15 protein-coding genes are annotated in these 16,865 nt (G+C 73.3%); 11 read left to right on the top strand and 4 right to left on the bottom strand.

Translation table 11 applies throughout. From position 1 onward, the window contains the following. The first annotated feature begins 183 nt into the window (after positions 1-183). The 7 genes from WQO_RS29450 to WQO_RS29425 all read left to right on the top strand — a co-directional run bounded on the left by WQO_RS29450 (position 184) and on the right by WQO_RS29425 (position 7,361). Positions 184-1,497, top strand: coding sequence for an extracellular catalytic domain type 1 short-chain-length polyhydroxyalkanoate depolymerase (locus WQO_RS29450; RefSeq protein ID WP_029182084.1), 1,314 nt, complete (start codon positions 184-186; stop codon positions 1,495-1,497). A 59-nt stretch (positions 1,498-1,556) separates the two neighbouring features. Further along, positions 1,557-3,047, top strand: a complete 1,491-nt coding sequence (locus WQO_RS29445) for a 3-hydroxybutyrate oligomer hydrolase family protein (protein WP_237274181.1) — start codon at positions 1,557-1,559, stop codon at positions 3,045-3,047. 81 nt (positions 3,048-3,128) lie between these two features. Continuing rightward, positions 3,129-3,926, top strand: a complete 798-nt coding sequence (locus WQO_RS29440; RefSeq protein ID WP_032747924.1) for a 3-hydroxybutyrate dehydrogenase — start codon at positions 3,129-3,131, stop codon at positions 3,924-3,926. Between the two features lie 277 nt (positions 3,927-4,203). Further along, entirely contained in the window at positions 4,204-4,341 is a 138-nt protein-coding gene (locus WQO_RS35845) for a hypothetical protein (protein ID WP_237274238.1), read from the top strand. A gap of 7 nt (positions 4,342-4,348) precedes the next feature. Further along, positions 4,349-4,678 (top strand): LysR substrate-binding domain-containing protein, encoded by a 330-nt coding sequence (locus tag WQO_RS29435; protein ID WP_237274230.1) that lies wholly within the window; start codon positions 4,349-4,351, stop codon positions 4,676-4,678. 135 nt (positions 4,679-4,813) lie between these two features. Beyond that, the gene (locus WQO_RS29430; protein WP_029182085.1) at positions 4,814-6,463 is read left to right on the top strand and encodes a PP2C family protein-serine/threonine phosphatase; all 1,650 of its coding nucleotides are present in this window, start codon (positions 4,814-4,816) and stop codon (positions 6,461-6,463) included. 88 nt (positions 6,464-6,551) lie between these two features. After that, positions 6,552-7,361: an SAM-dependent methyltransferase gene (locus tag WQO_RS29425; RefSeq protein WP_010058392.1), complete on the top strand. Its 810-nt coding sequence runs from the start codon at positions 6,552-6,554 to the stop codon at positions 7,359-7,361. Between the two features lie 30 nt (positions 7,362-7,391). Here the strand turns inward: WQO_RS29425 and WQO_RS29420 are convergent, their stop codons facing one another. Both WQO_RS29420 and WQO_RS29415 read right to left on the bottom strand, forming a co-directional pair. Continuing rightward, positions 7,392-8,180 carry an SDR family NAD(P)-dependent oxidoreductase gene (locus WQO_RS29420; protein ID WP_010058393.1) on the bottom strand — a complete coding sequence of 263 codons (789 nt, stop codon included), beginning with the start codon at positions 8,178-8,180 and terminating at the stop codon, positions 7,392-7,394. 56 nt (positions 8,181-8,236) lie between these two features. Beyond that, on the bottom strand, positions 8,237-10,045 hold the full coding sequence (locus WQO_RS29415; RefSeq protein WP_010058394.1) for a flavin-containing monooxygenase: 1,809 nt from the start codon (positions 10,043-10,045) through the stop codon (positions 8,237-8,239). A 188-nt stretch (positions 10,046-10,233) separates the two neighbouring features. On the opposite strand from WQO_RS29415, the gene WQO_RS29410 reads away from it, so the two are divergent. Then, entirely contained in the window at positions 10,234-11,262 is a 1,029-nt protein-coding gene (locus tag WQO_RS29410; protein WP_058954142.1) for an SMP-30/gluconolactonase/LRE family protein, read from the top strand. Between the two features lie 25 nt (positions 11,263-11,287). Here the strand turns inward: WQO_RS29410 and WQO_RS29405 are convergent, their stop codons facing one another. Then, positions 11,288-11,878: a TetR/AcrR family transcriptional regulator gene (locus WQO_RS29405; RefSeq protein ID WP_010058397.1), complete on the bottom strand. Its 591-nt coding sequence runs from the start codon at positions 11,876-11,878 to the stop codon at positions 11,288-11,290. Between the two features lie 195 nt (positions 11,879-12,073). Between WQO_RS29405 and WQO_RS29400 the strand changes: the two genes are divergently transcribed. Next, positions 12,074-13,462, top strand: a complete 1,389-nt coding sequence (locus tag WQO_RS29400) for an MFS transporter (RefSeq protein WP_010058399.1) — start codon at positions 12,074-12,076, stop codon at positions 13,460-13,462. A gap of 88 nt (positions 13,463-13,550) precedes the next feature. Next, positions 13,551-15,458 (top strand): helix-turn-helix domain-containing protein, encoded by a 1,908-nt coding sequence (locus WQO_RS29395; RefSeq protein ID WP_010058401.1) that lies wholly within the window; start codon positions 13,551-13,553, stop codon positions 15,456-15,458. Positions 15,459-15,479: 21 nt separating this feature from the next. On the opposite strand, the gene WQO_RS29390 is transcribed toward WQO_RS29395, so the two are convergent. Next, positions 15,480-15,884 (bottom strand): (2Fe-2S) ferredoxin domain-containing protein, encoded by a 405-nt coding sequence (locus tag WQO_RS29390; RefSeq protein ID WP_010058403.1) that lies wholly within the window; start codon positions 15,882-15,884, stop codon positions 15,480-15,482. 383 nt (positions 15,885-16,267) lie between these two features. Here WQO_RS29390 and WQO_RS29385 point away from each other — a divergent pair, with 383 nt between their 5' ends. Next, on the top strand, positions 16,268-16,852 hold the full coding sequence (locus tag WQO_RS29385; RefSeq protein WP_010058404.1) for a TMEM165/GDT1 family protein: 585 nt from the start codon (positions 16,268-16,270) through the stop codon (positions 16,850-16,852). Positions 16,853-16,865 lie beyond the last annotated feature (13 nt).

The following is a 16,865-nucleotide window of genomic DNA, read 5'->3' as shown; positions in this document are numbered from 1 at the left end:
CTCCCGGCAACAGGTCGTGGCCCCCGGCTCCCGGGCCGGTTGTGGAGGGCATCGCCATTACCCGGCCGCCCGCCCGCTTCCTACGGTGACCGCACCTCGGCCGCACCCACCGCCACACGGCGAGCTCCGGCCGGGGTCACGGGATCACGGGCGATCCCGTGCACCGTCCCACGGGAGGTCACCATGTCGTACGCCGTACCTTCACCCCCTGCTCCGCCCGGCGCCCCGCCGCCCGGGCCGGGGCGCGGCGGGCGGTGGAGCCGTACCGTCCGCCGCCTCGCCGCCGTCGTCGCCCTGGCCACCGGGGCGGCCCTGGCAGGACCGGGGGTCGCCGGGGCGGCGCCGGAGGGGCCCGTGGCCGCCGAGGCGCGGGCGGCCGCCGCCCTGGAGCGGGTCGCCTCGTTCGGGGCCAACCCCGGCGGCCTGAACATGTACGTGTACCGGCCCGCGGCCCTGCCCGCGAACGCGCCCGTGGTCGTCGCCCTGCACGGCTGCACCCAGAGCGCGCAGGTCTACTCCGACAACGCCGGTCTGAACACCTTCGCCGACCGCCACGGCTTCCTGGTCGTGTACGCCGAGACCACCACCGCCAACAACGCCAACAAGTGCTTCAACTGGTTCCAGCCGGGCGACACCCGGCGGGGCCAGGGCGAGGCCGCGTCGATCCGGCAGATGGTCGCGCACGCCGCGACCGCCTACGGCGCGGACACCGGCCGGGTCCAGGTCACGGGCCTCTCCGCGGGCGGGGCGATGACCTCCGTCATGCTGGCCGCCTACCCGGACGTGTTCGCCGCGGGCGCGGTCGTCGCCGGAATCCCGTACGGCTGCGGGGTCGACGTCGTCTCGGCGTTCGGCTGTATGAGCCCCGGTGCGGACCGCACTCCGGCGGCGTGGGCGCAGGCGGTACGGGCCGCGCACCCCGGTTTCGCGGGCCCCTGGCCCCGGGTGGCGATCTGGCACGGGGACAACGACGCGACCGTCGCCCCGAGGAACGCCGACGAGCTGCGGGACCAGTGGACCGCGGTGCACGGGCTCGGCCAGACCCCGGACCGTACCTCGACGATCGGCCCCGACAGCACCCGCAGGAGCGAGTATCTGGCGGCGGACGGCGGCGCGAGCATCGTCGAGGTGAACCGGGTGCCCGGCATCGGGCACGGCACCCCGGTCGATCCGGGCAGCGGCACGGAGCAGTGCGGCACGACCGGCACCCAGCACTTCATCGACTCGATCTGTTCCTCGTACTGGATCACCAGGTTCTTCGGACTTGACGGCACCACCACCCCCGAGCCGCCCGTGGACCCGCCCACCGAGCCCGCCGCCTGCTGGACGGCGAGCAACTACGAGCACGTGCGTGCCGGCCGGGCCACCACCACCGGAGGCCAGGTGTACGCCAAGGGCTCCGGCCAGCATCTGGGGCTCTACAACACCTTCGTGACCCACACCCTCAAGGAGTCCCCGGCGGGCCACTACGTCCTCGCCGACGGCTCCTGCCCCTGATATCGGCCACCCAGCACATCGGCCACCCGCACATCGCCCACCTGACGGAGGCACCTCTCATGCTGACCCCATCTCCGGCACCACCGGCACCCCGGCGCGCCGGACCACGACACGACGCCGCCCGCCGCCCGCCACGGGGCCGGTGGCTGCGCGGGGCGGCGGTCGCGGCGGCCGTCCTGACGGCCTGGACGGCGGCCCCGTCCGCCGCGGCCCCACCGGACCGGGACTCCGGCAGGCACAGGCACTGCGCCCGCCTGGACGTCCTCCGGGTACCCGGGGCCGACCGCCAACAGGCCGACTGCCTGACGGAGTTGACGACAGCGGGGACGGTGGCCTCCGGGCACACGGACCCGGCGGACTGGGCGGGGCTCACCCCGGAAGGACTGGCCACTCCCAGGGGCGTACCGGGCATCCAGATCGACGGCCACTTCCCCGACACGTCGACCGGCAACACCAACCACGGCTGGAACCACGACTCCCAGTTCGTGATCCGGCTCCCCGACCGCTGGAACGGCGGCCTGGTGGTGGCCGGTTCGCCGGGGGTGCGCGAGCAGTACGCCAACGACCGGGCCTTCGGCGACTGGGCGCTCGCCCGGGGCTACGCGTTCGCCGCCACCGACAAGGGCAACACGTCGGCCGCGTTCCACCGGGACGGCCGGGCGCCCGGTGACGCCGTCGCCGAGTGGAACACCCGGTTCACCCAGCTCACCCGCGCGGCCCGCCTGGTGGTCGCCCAGCGCTATCTGCGGCCCCCTTCCCGCACGTTGGCGATGGGCATGTCCAACGGCGGCTATCTGGTGCGCTGGCAGCTGGAGAACCATCCCGGGCTGTACGACGGCGGAGTGGACTGGGAGGGCGCGCTCTGGCGGGCGGACGGGCCGAATCTGCTCACCTTCCTGCCGCCCGCCCTGCGCGCCTACCCGCGCTACGCGGCCGGGGGTGCGGACGCCGAGGACGCCCACCGGACCATGACAGCCGCCGGATACCCGGCCGGTTCGGAGTTCCTGTGGCCGTACCACCACCAGTACTACTGGGACCTGACCCAGCGGATCTACCGGGAGGAACTCGATCCCGGTTTCGACGGCGCGGCCGAGGCCGGCACGCCCTTCTGCGCGCCGGGTACACCCGCCTGCGACGCCGACTACGCGTACGCGGAGCGGCCGGACGAGGTCCGCGACGCGGTCGCGAAGATCGCGCTGACCGGCCGGATCGGGAAACCGCTGATCAGCTTCCACGGCACCCTGGACGTGCTGCTCCCGATCTCCCGGACCTCGGACACGTACGCGCGGATGGTGCGGCAGCAGGGGCGTGGTGCGCTCCACCGCTACTACCGCGTGGAGGGCGGCACGCATGTGGACTCGCTCGTCGACAGCTTCCCCGACCGGCTGCGTCCGCTCGTGCCGTGCCACCGTTCGGCGGCCGAGGCGCTGGAACGCTGGCTGGACGACGGCCGGCGTCCCCCGTCGAGCCGCACCCTGGAGCTGCCGGCGGATGCCACCCCCGCCGAGCGGCTCACCCGGTGCCCGCTGACCGGAGAGCCGGCCGGGTAGCGGAGTCCGCCACTTCCTTCGGGCTCACTGTGGAGCTTCACGCCATGGGATGTCCGGGCAGGTGTCTCTAGCGTTCCGGCCATGACGAGCCAATTTCACGCAGCCTACGCTTCCCCGGCGCCGGGCGCCGGGGCCGTGGACCTCAGGGGTCGTACCGCCCTCGTCACCGGCGGCGGCAGCGGCATCGGGCGGGCCACCGCCGAGGCGCTCGCCGCCGCCGGGGCCCTGGTGCACGTGGTCGACCGGGAGGCGGAGAGCGCCAAGTCCGTCGCCGCCGCGATCGGCGGGGTGGCCCACGTCGTGGACCTGGCCGACGCGGAGGCGGCCGGGACGCTGCCGACCGGGGTGGACGTCCTGGTCAACAACGCCGGACTGCAGCACGTGTCCCCCATCGAGGAGTTCCCGCCGGCCCGCTTCGCGCTGATCCAGCAGGTGATGGTGACCGCCCCGTTCCTGCTGATGCGGCAGTGCCTTCCGCACATGTACGCCGGCGGGTGGGGCCGGATCGTCAACGTCTCCAGCATGCACGGGCTGCGGGCCAGCGCCTTCAAGTCCGCCTACGTCGCCGCCAAGCACGGCCTGGAGGGGCTGAGCAAGGTGGCCGCTCTGGAGGGCGCCCCGCACGGGGTGACCAGCAACTGCGTCAATCCCGGCTACGTCCGCACCCCCCTGGTGGAGGGCCAGATCGCGGGCCAGGCCGCCGCGCACGGGATCCCCGCGGAGGAGGTCGTCACCGACGTCCTCCTGGAGCGCTCCGCGATCAAGCGGCTGATCGAGCCCGACGAGGTCGCCGCGGTCTGTCTCTGGCTCTGCGGCCCCCACACCGGATACATCACCGGCGCCTCGCTCCCCGTGGACGGGGGCTGGGGCGCCCGCTGACGGGGCCGGGCGGGGGGGGGGGGCGGGGGCCCCCGCTGACGGGGCCGGGCGGGGGGGGCGGCTCGGCCGGGAGTGCGGGGGAGCGCCGGGAGCGCCGGGAGGCTTCTACCGCCCGGTACTCCCGGACGTTATGGGCCGCTGACATTGGCGGGCGGACGCGAGGGCCTCACACACTCCTGTGGACGGCAGGTTGACGGTTCACGAACAAGCAGGAACCGCGACAAGGACCGGCCGGCCACCCCCTCACCCCCCATGCCACCCTCACGGAGGATCTCCCATGCTCCTGCCCCGCTCCCTGGTCGCCGCGGGCATCGCCCTCGGTGTGGCCGTCGCCGCCCCGGCCTTCACCGGTACCGCGTCAGCCGCCCCGAAACCGATCGTCGGCGGCGAACAGGCCACCTCCACCAGCCGATGAGACCTGGCTGCTCCCGCCGTACGACGCGGGCTGCGACGACTACGGCGCCCTCGCCGACGCCTGCGCCCCGGCCGGCTTCGCCCCCCGGGTGTCCCCCCACCGGATCGGGGACCTCAGCGTCCTCTGCGACCTGATCGCCCAGGGCGTCGGCGTCTCCCTGGCCCAGGGGGCCGCACGGGCGCGCGAGGGCGTGGTCATGCGCAGATGCACGGGCGACCCGCTGCTCGGGAGACACCTCCTCGCCGTGCACCGCGACTCGCCCCTCGTCGGGGCCCGCCCCCTCCTCCTCGAACTCGTCCGGGCCGCGTTCGAGGCCCGCTGCGTCACCCCGGGCTGAGCCGCCCGGCACCGGTGTGCCGCCGCGGACCGGGCGCTTCCTGTGGCGTACAGGGGTGCCGGGGCCCCCGAAGCGGGGGATCATCGGAGTATGAGTGGCGATGATCCACTGGTCCCGGCGGCGGAGGGCCCGGCCCTGAACGAGGAACGCCTCCTCAGGCGGTACCAGGCGCTCATGGGCGCGGTGCCGCAGTCGGTGTGGGTGATGTCGCCCGGCGGCGAGGTCACCCTGTTGGCGGGAGGCGGCATCGCCCAGAAGCTCTGGCACCCCGACGCCGGCACCTCGTGGATGGACGCCGTGCACCCCAAGGACCGGGAGTGGTTCCAGCGGGCCTGGCGCGGGGCCACGCGGAAGCGCTCTCCTCTCGACACGATCGTGCGGGTGCGGCTCGACGGCGTTCTCGACCGCTTCCGGCACATCAAGATCGTCGCCGCGCCCGTCGTCGAGGGTGACGGGGAGGTGGAGTGGGTCGGCACCGCCACCGACGCGGAGGAGCACTGGCGCAGCCGTATGCGGGAGAAGCTGCTGGCCAGGATGGCGGCGGTGCCCGCGGCCCACGATCTCTCGGAGGCCTTTCTGACGACGGCGGCGGCCGTGGTGCCGGAACTCGCCGACGCCGTGGCCATCTTCCGCGTACGGGACGGTGTGCAGGCCGTCGGAGGCCCTTCCGGCGCATCGGCCGCGGCGCTGCCCGAGCGGGTGGGACTCGCTCCCGGGCTGCCCGCCCTTCCCCCGCTGGACGCCGGCTTCCTGCTCGGGCCGGTCGCCCGGCGGGCCATCGAGAGCCAGGAGGCGCGGCTGCTGGTCTTCCCGCCCGGTGGGCCCACCGGGGAAGGCCTCTCGGACGTCTCCGTCCGCTGGCTGCGCGAGGCCGGGGCGACCGGCGTCGCCCTGCTGCCCGTGGTGGTGGACGGCCGGACCGTCGCGCTGGCGACCATCGCGACCTGCCGGGGCAACCCGCCGCCGGACGAGGCCGACCTCTCCCTGCTGCGGGACGTCTTCCAGCAGATGAGCGGGCCGCTGCGGCGGACGATGGAGCTGCAGAGCATCCGCGGCACGACGCTCGCGCTCCAGCAGTCCTTCCTGGCGCCACCGCCGTCCGTCGAGGGTCTCGCCATCGCCGCGCTCTACCATCCGGCGGACTCGGCGGCGGAGGTCGGCGGGGACTGGTACGACGCCGTCCGGCTCTCGGCCGACGCGCTCGCCCTGTCCATCGGCGACATCGCGGGCCACGACCTCGAAGCGGCCACGGCGATGGGACGGGTCAACAGCATCCTGAGGGGGCTCGCGTACGACAGTGGCCCGGCAGCCAGCCCGGCCCGGACGCTGAACCGGCTCGACCGGATCGTCCAGGCGCTCGACAGTCCGTCGATGGTCACGGTGGTGCACGCGATCCTGCACCGGAGGGAGCACGGCGGCTGGCACATGGCCCTGTCCAACGCCGGCCACCCGCCGCCCCTGCTGATCCCGGCCGACGCCCCGGCACGGTTCCTGCACGGCCTCACGGCCCCGGACCCGCCGCTCTGCGTCGCCGACTGTCTGCCCCGCTCCACGCTCCACGCGATCCTGCAAAAGGGCGACATCCTGGTGTGCTACACCGACGGTCTGGTGGAGACGCCGGACTCGGACATCACCGACAACCTCCGGGGCCTGCGCGAACGCTCCGACGCACTGGCCCGCCGGGGCCTGCCGCTGCCGTCCCTGATCCACGGCCTGCTGCCCCCGTTGCACCACCGCCGGGACGACATCGTCGTCATCGCCCTGGAGGCGGAGCCGGACGGATGAGCGCCTCGGACGACGGCAGCACCGTTTGCGGCCGCAGGAGCGTCTCCCTACCCTCGATGAAGCCGTCCTCGGACGAAAGAAGCCCCGCATGAACGCGCCGAACGACCCCACGGCCGGACTCGTGACCTCCCGCGCCCACTCCGCCCGGGTGTACGACTACATCCTGGGCGGCAAGGACCACTACCCCGCGGACATCGAGGCGGGCGACGCCATGTGCCGGCACTGGCCCGCCCTTCCCGTCCACATGATGGAGAACCGCCGGTTCATGCACCGCGCCGCCCGCTTCCTCGCGGAGGAACACGGCGTCCGGCAGTTCCTGGACATCGGGACCGGTCTGCCGACGTCCCCGAACCTGCACGAGATCGTGCAGGAGGTGGCACCGGAGTCGCACGTGGTCTACGTCGACAACGACCCCATCGTCCTCGCTCACGCCCGCGCACTCCTGCAGAGTTCCCCCGAAGGCGCCACCGCCTACGTGGACGCGAACATGCACGACCCGGACACCATCCTGAACAGCCCGGAGTTCCGCGAACTCATCGATCTGAACCGTCCCGTCGGCCTCATGGTCATCGGCATCATGCACTTCATCGAGCCGCCGGACGACCGGAGGCTGGTCCAGCACCTGCTGGACCCGCTGCCGTCGGGCAGTCATCTCGCGATGACCATCGGCACGGCGGACTTCGCGCCCGAGGAGGTCAACCGGGTGGCCGAGGAGTACCGCCGGCAGGGCATGCCCTTCGTCCTGCGCGACCTGCCCACCGCCGCCTCCTTCTTCGGCGGCCTGGAGTTGGCGGAACCGGGGATCGCCCAGGTGCACGCGTGGCACCCCGGTCCGGAGCAGGACGGCATCGACGGCCGCGACATCGCCATGTACGGGGCGGTCGCCCGGAAGCCCTGACGCCGGCGGCCACCGGGGCTCCCCGCCGGATCAGACGGCCGACCAGCCGTCGTCCACGGGCAGCACCGCGCCGTTGACGAAGGACGCCGCGTCGGAGGCGAGCCAGACGATGGCGGCGGCCTGCTCGTCCGCCGAACCGAGGCGGCCCATGCCGGCGCCGATGAGGCTCTTGACGACGGCGGGGCCGTGCGCGTCGGGGCGGGCGTCGACCCCGATGCCGGTCGCGGTGGGGCCCGGCGCGACGACGTTGGCCCGGATGCCCTGCCCCCGGTACATCACCGCCAGGTTCTTCACGAGACCGGTGACCCCGTGCTTGGCGGCGGTGTACGCGGCTCCGGCGGCACCGCCGCGCAGGCCGGCCTCGGAGCCGGTGAAGACCAGGGACCCGCGGCCGGCGGCCAGCATGTGGGGAAGGACGGCACGGGTGAGGAGGAAGGGGGCCGTGAGGTCGACCCGCAGCACCCGCTCCCACTCGGCGTCGTCGGTCTCGTGGGCGGCCGACATCCGGTCCATGACACCCGCGTTGTTGACCAGGACGTCGATCCCGCCGAACTCCGCCACCGCCTGCTCCACCAGGAGGTCCACCGTCCGCTGCTCGGCCAGATCGCCGACCGCCGTCAGGGCGGCGCCCCCGGCGGCGGTGATCTGCCGTACGGTCTCCTCCACCCCGCTCGCGTCCAGGTCGGCGGCCAGGATGTGGTCCCCCTGGGCGGCGAAGGCCAGGGCGGCGGCGCGGCCGATGCCGGAGGCGGCCCCGGTGACGATCACGCCGCGGTACGGGCGGGCGGTGGCGTCCTTGCCGGATGCGACTGCGTTCATGGTGAAGTCCTCTCGATCGAAGGGGAGTTGTCCGGGCGTGCGCGGAACGGGGCGGGTCAGGCGCGCGGAACGGTCCGGGAACGCAGGACCTCCGTCAGGGACTTCTCCCGCCATTCCTCCAGGAGTTGGTGGAAGGCGACGGCCCCGTGCGGATAGGCGATCGGGCCGTTGGGCCTGCCCCGGCCCTCCCGGTTGTAGTAGCCGGGGGTGCACTCGGCGTGGAACCACTCGTGGTCGGGAGCGCCTTCGGCCAGGACGGCGAGCCAGGCGTCCTCGGACGCGGAAGAGGGCTCGATGAGGGCGTCGTCCGCCTCGGCGGCCGCGACGAGAGCGGCGGCGTGGACGGCCTGCTCGTCCAGGATGTGGGTGAAGTTGACGCTGCTCGCGTTCTGGAGGGTCCCCAGCTGGATGAGGTTGGGGAAGCCGTTGCTCGTGAACCCGTGCAGCGTACGGGGGCCCTGCCGCCGCCACCGGTCGAGCAGGTGGACGCCGCCCCGGCCGCGTACGGGCAGCCGGCCCGAGTGGATGCCGGAGGTGCCGACGTTGAAGCCGGTGGCGAAGATCAGGCAGTCCAGTGCGTACGCGGTGCCGCCGACGACGACCCCGCCCTCGGTGACACGCTCGATGCCGTGGGTGTCGGCGGTGTCGACCAGGGTGACGTTGTCGCGGTTGAACGCCGGGTAGTACAGGTCGGAGAAGGTGGGCCGCTTGCAGGCGTAGCGGTACCAGGGCTTGAGCTTCTCCGCCGCCTCCGGGTCCGTGACGCACCGGTCGACCCGGGCGCGCAGCTCGTTCATCTTGGCGGCGTCGGCCGCCTCGTAGGCCGCTTCGAAGGTCTGCCGGTCGCCGTGGCGGCGGAAGCTCGGCAGGAGCTTCTCCAGCAGCCCCGCCGACGTCGTCCAGCGGTCCGCCACGAGGTCCCGCCCGGCGCTCTCGCCGGAGACGATGCGCAGGAAGTTGTCCCGCCGTTCGCGGGCCCAGCCCGCACGGCCGGCGCCCACATCCTCAGGGGCGGTACGGCGGTTGGCGCGCTCGTCCACGGTGGAGGGGGTGCGCTGGAAGACGTAGAGGTGTCCGGCGTCCTCGGCCAGCATCGGGATGGCCTGAATGCCGGTGGCGCCGGTCCCCACGATCCCCACCCGCTTGTCCGCGAGATGGGTCATGCCGCCCTCCGGGGTGCCGCCGGTGTAGGCGTAGTCCCACCGCGAGGTGTGGAACGTGTGGCCCGCGAAGTCCTCGACACCGGGGATGCCGGGAAGCTTCGGGTCGGTGAGGGTGCCGGTGGCGCTGACGACGTAGACCGCCCGGAAATCGTCCCCGCGATCCGTGGAGACGAGCCAGGTCTCCGACACCTCGTCCCAGGTCAGAGCGGTGACTCCGGTGGAGAACAGTGCATCGGCGTAGAGGTCGAACCGGTGCGCGATCCGTACCGCGTGGCGGCGGATCTCGTCCCCGGGGGCGTACTTCCACTCGGGGACGTACCCGGTCTCGTCGAGCAGCGGCAGATACACGTGGGACTCGACGTCGCAGTGGACGCCCGGGTAGCGGTTCCAGTACCAGGTGCCCCCGAAGTCGCCGCCCTTCTCGACGATCCGGACCCGGGCCACCCCCCGCTGCCGCAGGCGGGCCCCGGCGAGGATGCCGCCGAACCCGCCGCCTATGACGGCGACGTCGACGAGGTCGTGGAGGGGGGCGCGTTCCGCCGGCCCCTCGGTGTACGGATCGGCCGCGTAGTAGCCGAACTCGGCTTCGGCGTCCCGGTACTGGGCCGCGCCGTCGGAACGGACGCGCCGTTCCCGTTCGAGGCGGTAGCACTCGCGCAGGGCGGCGAGCTCGTGGGGGTCCGGGGTGTGAGGAGTCGTCATGGGGGTCCTCGATCCGTGCGGTGGGGCGGCTCTGGGCGGGCCGGCATCCGCTACGGTAGCAACTACCGGACAACACTGTCCGGTTGGTGTCCGGCAGTCCGGCGCTGCCCGGCCGGGGCGCTCCCCCGGCCCCGTACTCCGCGCTTCCGGCCCCACCCCGCCCCGTGAACAGGAAGAGCGATCCCCTCATGCGGCTCACGCAGCGACGAACGGCCCGGCCCCTTTCCGTGCTCGCCACCCTCGGCGCGCTGGTCCTCACCGGTTGCGGCACCCAGAGCGGCGCGCCCGGAGGGGAGACGGGCTCCGCCTCCGGAAGCCGGACGATCCGGGCCCAGCAGTTCGTGCACCTGACCGAGGTGCACGGCGAGACGGGGATGACCCTGCTGGAAGGGCCGGTGTTCGGCGAGGACGGCGGCCTGTACGTCGTCGACGTCACCGCGCCCGAGGGCAAGCCCAAGGTCATGCGCGTCGACGTCCGGCGGAAGACCTCCCGGGCGGTCCACACCGACGGCCGAGGGGCCTACACCTCGGCCCAGTTCAGCCCGTACGACGGACGGCTCCACCTCAGCGACTTCGCGCACGGCGAGATCGTGAGCCTTTCCCCCGGCGGCGGCGACCCGCGGACCGTCTTCTCCGGCGATGTCGGCGGAGAGCCGATGGACCCCGACGACATCGCCTTCGACCAGCGGGGCAATCTGTACGTCAGCGACTCACGCGGCCTGTCCGAGGGCACGGCGCGCGGGCGGGTGGTCCGGATCGACCGGAAGAGCGGCGAGGCCACCGTGCTGGCCGACGACCTGGCCGCGCCGAACGGGATCAGCTTCGACGCCGACTACCGGGGGCTCTGGTTCAGCGAGCTCACCGAGAACCGGATCTCCTACCTGCGCCTCGACGAGGCGGGCGCGGTGACCTCCCGGCACACCGCCATCCGCGTCGACGGGGGGATCGCCCAGACCGACTCCATCGCCGTGGACGCGGACGGCAACCTCTACCAGGGGCTGCACGGCCGGGCGGCCATGGCCGTCTTCAGCCCGCACGGTGAGCGGCTGGCGACGGTCGAACTGCCCGCGCGGGCCAAGGGCCTGGAGTCGGCGACGAACGTGGCCATCACGCCCGGCGGGACGAAGGCGTACCTGACGGTGAGCGGTCCCGCCGGGGGCTACCTCTACACCTTCGACGCGCTCGCCGAGGGCACCCGTCAGTCCAACGGCGGCTGAGCGCGTCCGCCGCTGCGGCCCCTCGTCACTCGCCGACGGCGCGGACAGGTCCCACCTCGACGCCGAGCAGCCGCCAGGCGGCCAGCGCCCTGAGTTCTCGCTCCGCGCGGGTCGGGCCGATCACCGCGGCGGAGACCATGGCGACGGCGAGCGCGAGATCGTCCCCGCCGCTCAGCCGGTGCTCGGCGGGGAGGTGCCGCCGCAGGGCGCGCTCCACCCGCTCGGACAGTCCGAGGACGTATGCGCGGATGCCCGAGCGGCTGCCCACCCGCTCGGCGTGGAGGAGGCCGATGAAGGCCGCCGAGTCCGCGAGATGCCACGTCAGCACCCCGAGCACCCCGGCGAAGGTCGCGTCCCGGCCCGCCGCCTCCTGCTCGATCTGCCGCACGTTCTCCTCCAGGACCGCCGCGACCGCCGCGGCCCGGTCGGGGAAGTGCCGGTAGAGAACGCCCTGCCCGACCCCGGCCCGGCGCGCTATCGCCGAAAGCGGGGCTTCCAGGCCGTGCTCCGCGAAGACCTCCCGGGCGGCGGTGACGAGAGCGGACCGGTTCCGGGCGGCGGCCTTCGGCCCGTCGTTCGCGGGCCGTCGCCCGTGCTGCTCGCTGTGCTCCACCACCCCGGCAGCCTACCGGCGGGCCCCGTCCGGCCTCCCCCGCGGCCTCTCCGACGGCGTCGGGGCGGCCTCGCCATGGTGGAGGCACTCACTCTCGCGCCCCTAACTATGGTGTTCCGCCATATACGCCTCTGAACTGCGTGTTTCTACGGTATGGCGACACCGAATCGTCCCCGCACACGCCTGGAAGTGGTGCACATGGTCGCCGCAACTCCCTCCCCGAAGTCATCAGGATCCATCAGGCGCATCGTCGCGGCCAGCCTCGTCGGCACCACCATCGAGTGGTACGACTTCTTCCTCTACGGCTCGGCCGCCGCCCTCGTGTTCAACTCGCTCTTCTTCCCCAGCAGCGATCCGCTGGTCGGCACACTGCTCGCGTTCCTGACGTACGCGGTCGGCTTCGCCGCCCGTCCCCTCGGCGGCATCGTCTTCGGCCACTACGGCGACAAGATCGGCCGCAAGAAGCTGCTCGTGCTCAGCCTGCTCATGATGGGCGGCGCGACCTTCGCCATGGGTCTGCTGCCCACCCACGCGAGCATCGGGGTGTGGGCGCCGATCCTGCTGACCGTCCTGCGCCTGGTGCAGGGGTTCGCGCTGGGCGGCGAGTGGGGCGGCGCGGTGCTGCTCGTCTCCGAGCACGGCGGCGACGCACGGCGCGGCTTCTGGGCCTCCTGGCCGCAGTCCGGTGCGCCCGGCGGCAATCTGCTGGCGACCGGCGTCCTGGCGCTGCTCGCGGCCGTCCAGTCCGACGAGGCGTTCCTCGCCTGGGGCTGGCGCATCCCGTTCCTGCTGTCCGGCGTCCTCGTCATGATCGGCCTGTGGATCCGGATCTCGGTCGAGGAGTCCCCGGTCTTCCTGGAGGCGCAGCGCAAGTCGGCCGAGGCGGCCGACCGGGGCGAGAAGGAACAGCCCCCGGTCGTCGAGGTGTTCCGCAAGAGCTGGCGCGAGGTGCTCCTCGCGATCGGTACGCGCTTCGGCGAGAACATCTCGTACTACATCCTCACCGCCTTCCTGCTCGTCTACGTGACCGTGCACCTGGAGATGTCCAAGAGCGACGCCCTCAACGCCGTCCTGATCGGCTCCGCGGTGCACTTCGTCACCATCCCGCTGTGGGGTGCGCTCTCGGACCGGCTGGGCCGCCGCCCGGTCACCCTGATCGGCGCGGTGGGCATGGCGGCCTGGGCGTTCGGGTTCTTCGCGCTCCTGGACACCCAGTCGTTCCCCGTCATCGTCCTCGCGGTCACCCTCGGACTGCTGCTGCACGGCGCGATGTACGGTCCGCAGGCGGCGTTCATCTCGGAGCTGTTCGACACGAAGGTCCGCTACTCCGGCGCCTCGATGGGCTCCCAGCTGGCCTCGATCATCGGTGGCGCGCTCGCCCCGCTGATCGCGGTCGAACTGCTCAAGGACTACGAGTCGTCCTTCCCGATCTCCGTCTATCTCTGCTTCGCCTCCCTGGTCACCGCGGTGACGGTCTGGGTGGCCAGGGAGACCCGTGGCCGCGACCTGACGAAGGACGGGCTGGACCGTTCCGTCCCGGCCGCGCCGGACGCGACCGTCAAGGACTCGGTCCCCCTGGGCCGTTGATGCCCCGCCCTCCCGCGCGCCGGACCGCTTCGTACGCGGTGTGCGGGAGGGCTGTCCCCGTAGGCCCCTCCCGGGAGGCGAGCACCGTATGCTCACCGGCGTGACACGCCCCGCCCAGCACTCCGCGCCCGCCCTGCGGCACCTTCTCGACCTGCTGGCGCAGGGTGCGGCGGCCGAGGAGTTCGACCGGCCGGCCGCCGACGCCCGGCAGGCGGGGGCCTCCGCGGCCGAGCTGGCCGAGATCACCGAGGCCGCCGCCGTGGCGCTGCGCATCCGGCGCACGCTCGGCCAGCACCGGGTGCGCGAGGCGCAGCTCACCGCCCTGTTCGACACGGCCAGCGACCTGGCGGCCCTGCGGGACCTGGACGCCGTGCTGCGGGCCATCGTCCACCGGGCGAAGCTGCTGCTCGGCACCGACGTCACGTATCTCTCGCTCAACGACGACGCCGCGGGCGACACGTACATGCGGGTCACCGACGGGTCGGTGGCCGAGGCGTTCCAGCGGGTGCGACTCGGCATGGGCGAGGGCCTGGGCGGACTGGTGGCCCAGACCGCCCGCCCGTACGCGACCGGGGACTACCAGGCCGACACCCGCTTCCACCACACCACCACCATCGACAGCGCGGTCCTGGACGAGGGCCTGCGGGCCATCCTCGGCGTCCCGCTGCGCCTCGGCGCCCGCATCATCGGGGTGCTGTACGCGGCCGACCGGTCGCCCCGCGAGTTCACCGCCACCGAGGTGGCGCTGCTGTCCTCCCTGGCCGACCACGCCGCGATCGCCATCGACGGGGCCCGGCTGCTGGAGGAGACGCGGGCCGCGCTGGTCGATCTGAACGCCGCGTCGGAGACCATCCGGACCCACAGCGAGGCGATGCGCCGCGCCGAGGAGGCCCACGACCAGCTCACCGACCTGGTGCTCCAGGGCGGCGGGGCCGACGACGTGGCTGCGGCGCTCGCGGACATCCTGGACGGCGGGATCCTCATCCATGACGCGGACGGCGCGGAGCTGGCCCGGGCCCGGGCCGAACCGTTGCCGCAGCCGATCCCGGCGGTGTCGGCCTCCCGGGCCCGGGGCCGGGCGGTGCCGCTGGACGGCACCTGGGTCTGCGCCGTCCTCGCCGGGCCCGAGCTCCTCGGCTCCATCGCCCTGACCGGCCGGGCCGGGCTCGCGGACGCCGACCGGCTGCTGTTCGAGCGGGCCGGCGTCGTCACCGCGCTGCTCATGCTGCTGCGCCGCTCGGTCGCCGAGACGGAGGACCGGGTACGGGGAGAGCTGCTGGGTGATCTGCTCGCGCGCACCGGCGACCCGGGCACCCTCGCGGCGCGTGCCCGCCGCCTCGGCGTCAACCTGAACCGCCGCCACAGCGTGTTCGTCGCGCACAGTGAGGTGGCCCCCCGCCACCGGCTGCTGGCCGCGTCCGCGCGCAGCGCGCAGGCCCTCAACGGTCTGGCCGGGCTCCACCACGACCACGTCGTCCTGGTCGCGCCGTCGGACGCACCGGGTCCGTCCGCGCAGACCCTCGCCGCCGAGCTGGGCCAGGCGGTCGGCTTCCCGGTCACGGTGGGCGCGGCGGGCCCGGCGACGGGTCCGGCCGAACTGCCCGACGCGCACCGCGAGGCCGACCGCTGCCTCTCCGCGCTGCGCGCCCTCGGCCGCACCGGGAGCGGCGGGGCCGTCGCGGACCTGGGATTCATCGGCGTACTGCTGGGAGACCAGGCGGACCTGGGAGGTTATGTCCGGCGAACGCTGGGGCCCGTGCTCGACTACGACAGCCGGCGCGGCACCGACCTCGTCACGACGCTGGACGCCTATTTCGCCGAGGGTGCGAGCTTGACCCGGACCAAGACGCTGCTCCATGTGCATGTGAACACGGTGGTGCAGCGACTGGAGCGCATCGGCCGGCTCCTGGGCCCGGACTGGAACGCGCCCGCCCGCACGCTGGAGATCCAGCTGGCCCTGCGGCTCCACCGGCTGACGCAGGGCCCGCGCCCCTGAGAGCCTCCGGCGGGAAGGGGCTCAGCCGTCCAGGCCCGCCGAGACCCGCCGCGAGGGCTTGAAGACGTACAGGTCGAGGATGTCCGGCGCGTCCGCGAGCCCCGGGCCGCCCGCGGCCGCCCAGGTCACGATGTCCTGCTCGGCGTGCTCGTCGTTGACCAGGCCCAGCCAGACGGGCCGGCCCCCGGCCCTGCGCCCCTCGGCCGAGGGCTGCACGACGATCACGTTGCCCTGCTCACAGGCGTCCAGGCACTCGACCGCCCGTACGGTGGCGGCGCCTTCCAGACCGGAGCGCAGCCGGGCCAGCTGGGCCGCGTGGTCGACGCCCGGGATCTTCTCGGTGCCGCAGCAGCAGCCCCGGCAGACGCTGACGGTGGGGCGGCCGGCGCCCTGGGCGGGCACGTCCTTGCGGGGGCGGCGGCTCATCGGGGCACTTCCCGTCGCGGAGAGAGGGGTGAGGGGTGATCTCAGCTGAGGACCAGCACCGGTCCCGGTGATCACCACGACTCTACCGAGGCGTCCGCGGTTCGAACACCAGCACCCTCGCCGGGCCGGGTGGGGTATCGTTGACGGCTGCGAAGGGGAGTAGCCCCGCAAACCGGTCGTCGACACACTGGAGCCCTCGGGTTCCCGGTGGCCGGGCTCGTGGATCCTGAGAGGGATTCCCGGGCGGGCGAGACCTTCGGTCCTGTATGACACGCCCACGCCCTGTGGGCGCTGCCGTCATGCCGGGCCGAGTGGTCCTCCGAAAAGCCCGTGCGGCGCTTCGCGAAGACCCGGGGCCCGGCTCGCACAGAAAGCCACCCGGAATGCATCTCGACCTCCTGGCGATCCTCACCGCCTTCGGGCTGATCTTCCTCGCGGAGCTCCCCGACAAGACGATGTTCGCCTCGCTGGCCATGGGCACGCGGATGCGCCCGCTCTACGTGTGGTTCGGCACGTCGTCCGCGTTCATCGTGCACGTCGCCATCGCCGTCGGTGCGGGCAGCCTCATCGGGCTGCTGCCCGACTGGATCGTCAAGCTCGTCTCGGCCTCGCTCTTCGCGCTCGGCGCGTTCCTCCTGCTGCGCGGGAGCGGCGGGGACGACGATGACGAGGCCGAGGTGAAGACGGTGACCGGTTTCTGGCCGGTCTACTCGACCGCGTTCATGGCGGTCTTCATCAGCGAGTGGGGCGATCTGACGCAGATCACCACCGCCAACCTCGCGGCGAGCAACGGGACCTGGTCCACGGCGATCGGTTCGGCCGCCGCCCTGATGTCGGTGTCGGCCCTGGCGCTGCTGGCGGGGAAGTTCATCGCGAAGCGCGTACCGCTGAAGACCGTGCAGCGCATCGGCGGCCTCTGCATGCTCGGCCTCGCCATCTGGACGGTCGTGGAGATCTTCACCGGCTGAGCGGCTCGGGTCA

Origin of the sequence: Streptomyces globisporus C-1027 (assembly GCF_000261345.2) — a bacterium.
Classification (GTDB): domain Bacteria; phylum Actinomycetota; class Actinomycetes; order Streptomycetales; family Streptomycetaceae; genus Streptomyces; species Streptomyces pakalii.
The sequence above is the reverse complement of the archived record's forward strand: the minus strand, read 5'-3'. Positions and strand labels throughout refer to the sequence as shown.

What these genes read in the sequence shown, in the direction of transcription:
- WQO_RS29450 (WP_029182084.1), top strand. Translation starts at nt 184, where the DNA reads ATGTCGTACGCCGTACCTTCACCCCCTGCTCCGCCCGGCGCCCCGCCG.
- WQO_RS29445 (WP_237274181.1), top strand. Translation starts at nt 1,557, where the DNA reads ATGCTGACCCCATCTCCGGCACCACCGGCACCCCGGCGCGCCGGACCA.
- WQO_RS29440 (WP_032747924.1), top strand. Translation starts at nt 3,129, where the DNA reads ATGACGAGCCAATTTCACGCAGCCTACGCTTCCCCGGCGCCGGGCGCC.
- WQO_RS35845 (WP_237274238.1), top strand. Translation starts at nt 4,204, where the DNA reads ATGCTCCTGCCCCGCTCCCTGGTCGCCGCGGGCATCGCCCTCGGTGTG.
- WQO_RS29425 (WP_010058392.1), top strand. Translation starts at nt 6,552, where the DNA reads ATGAACGCGCCGAACGACCCCACGGCCGGACTCGTGACCTCCCGCGCC.
- WQO_RS29420 (WP_010058393.1), bottom strand. Translation starts at nt 8,180, where the DNA reads ATGAACGCAGTCGCATCCGGCAAGGACGCCACCGCCCGCCCGTACCGC.
- WQO_RS29415 (WP_010058394.1), bottom strand. Translation starts at nt 10,045, where the DNA reads ATGACGACTCCTCACACCCCGGACCCCCACGAGCTCGCCGCCCTGCGC.
- WQO_RS29410 (WP_058954142.1), top strand. Translation starts at nt 10,234, where the DNA reads ATGCGGCTCACGCAGCGACGAACGGCCCGGCCCCTTTCCGTGCTCGCC.
- WQO_RS29400 (WP_010058399.1), top strand. Translation starts at nt 12,074, where the DNA reads ATGGTCGCCGCAACTCCCTCCCCGAAGTCATCAGGATCCATCAGGCGC.
- WQO_RS29395 (WP_010058401.1), top strand. Translation starts at nt 13,551, where the DNA reads ATGCTCACCGGCGTGACACGCCCCGCCCAGCACTCCGCGCCCGCCCTG.
- WQO_RS29390 (WP_010058403.1), bottom strand. Translation starts at nt 15,884, where the DNA reads ATGAGCCGCCGCCCCCGCAAGGACGTGCCCGCCCAGGGCGCCGGCCGC.
- WQO_RS29385 (WP_010058404.1), top strand. Translation starts at nt 16,268, where the DNA reads ATGCATCTCGACCTCCTGGCGATCCTCACCGCCTTCGGGCTGATCTTC.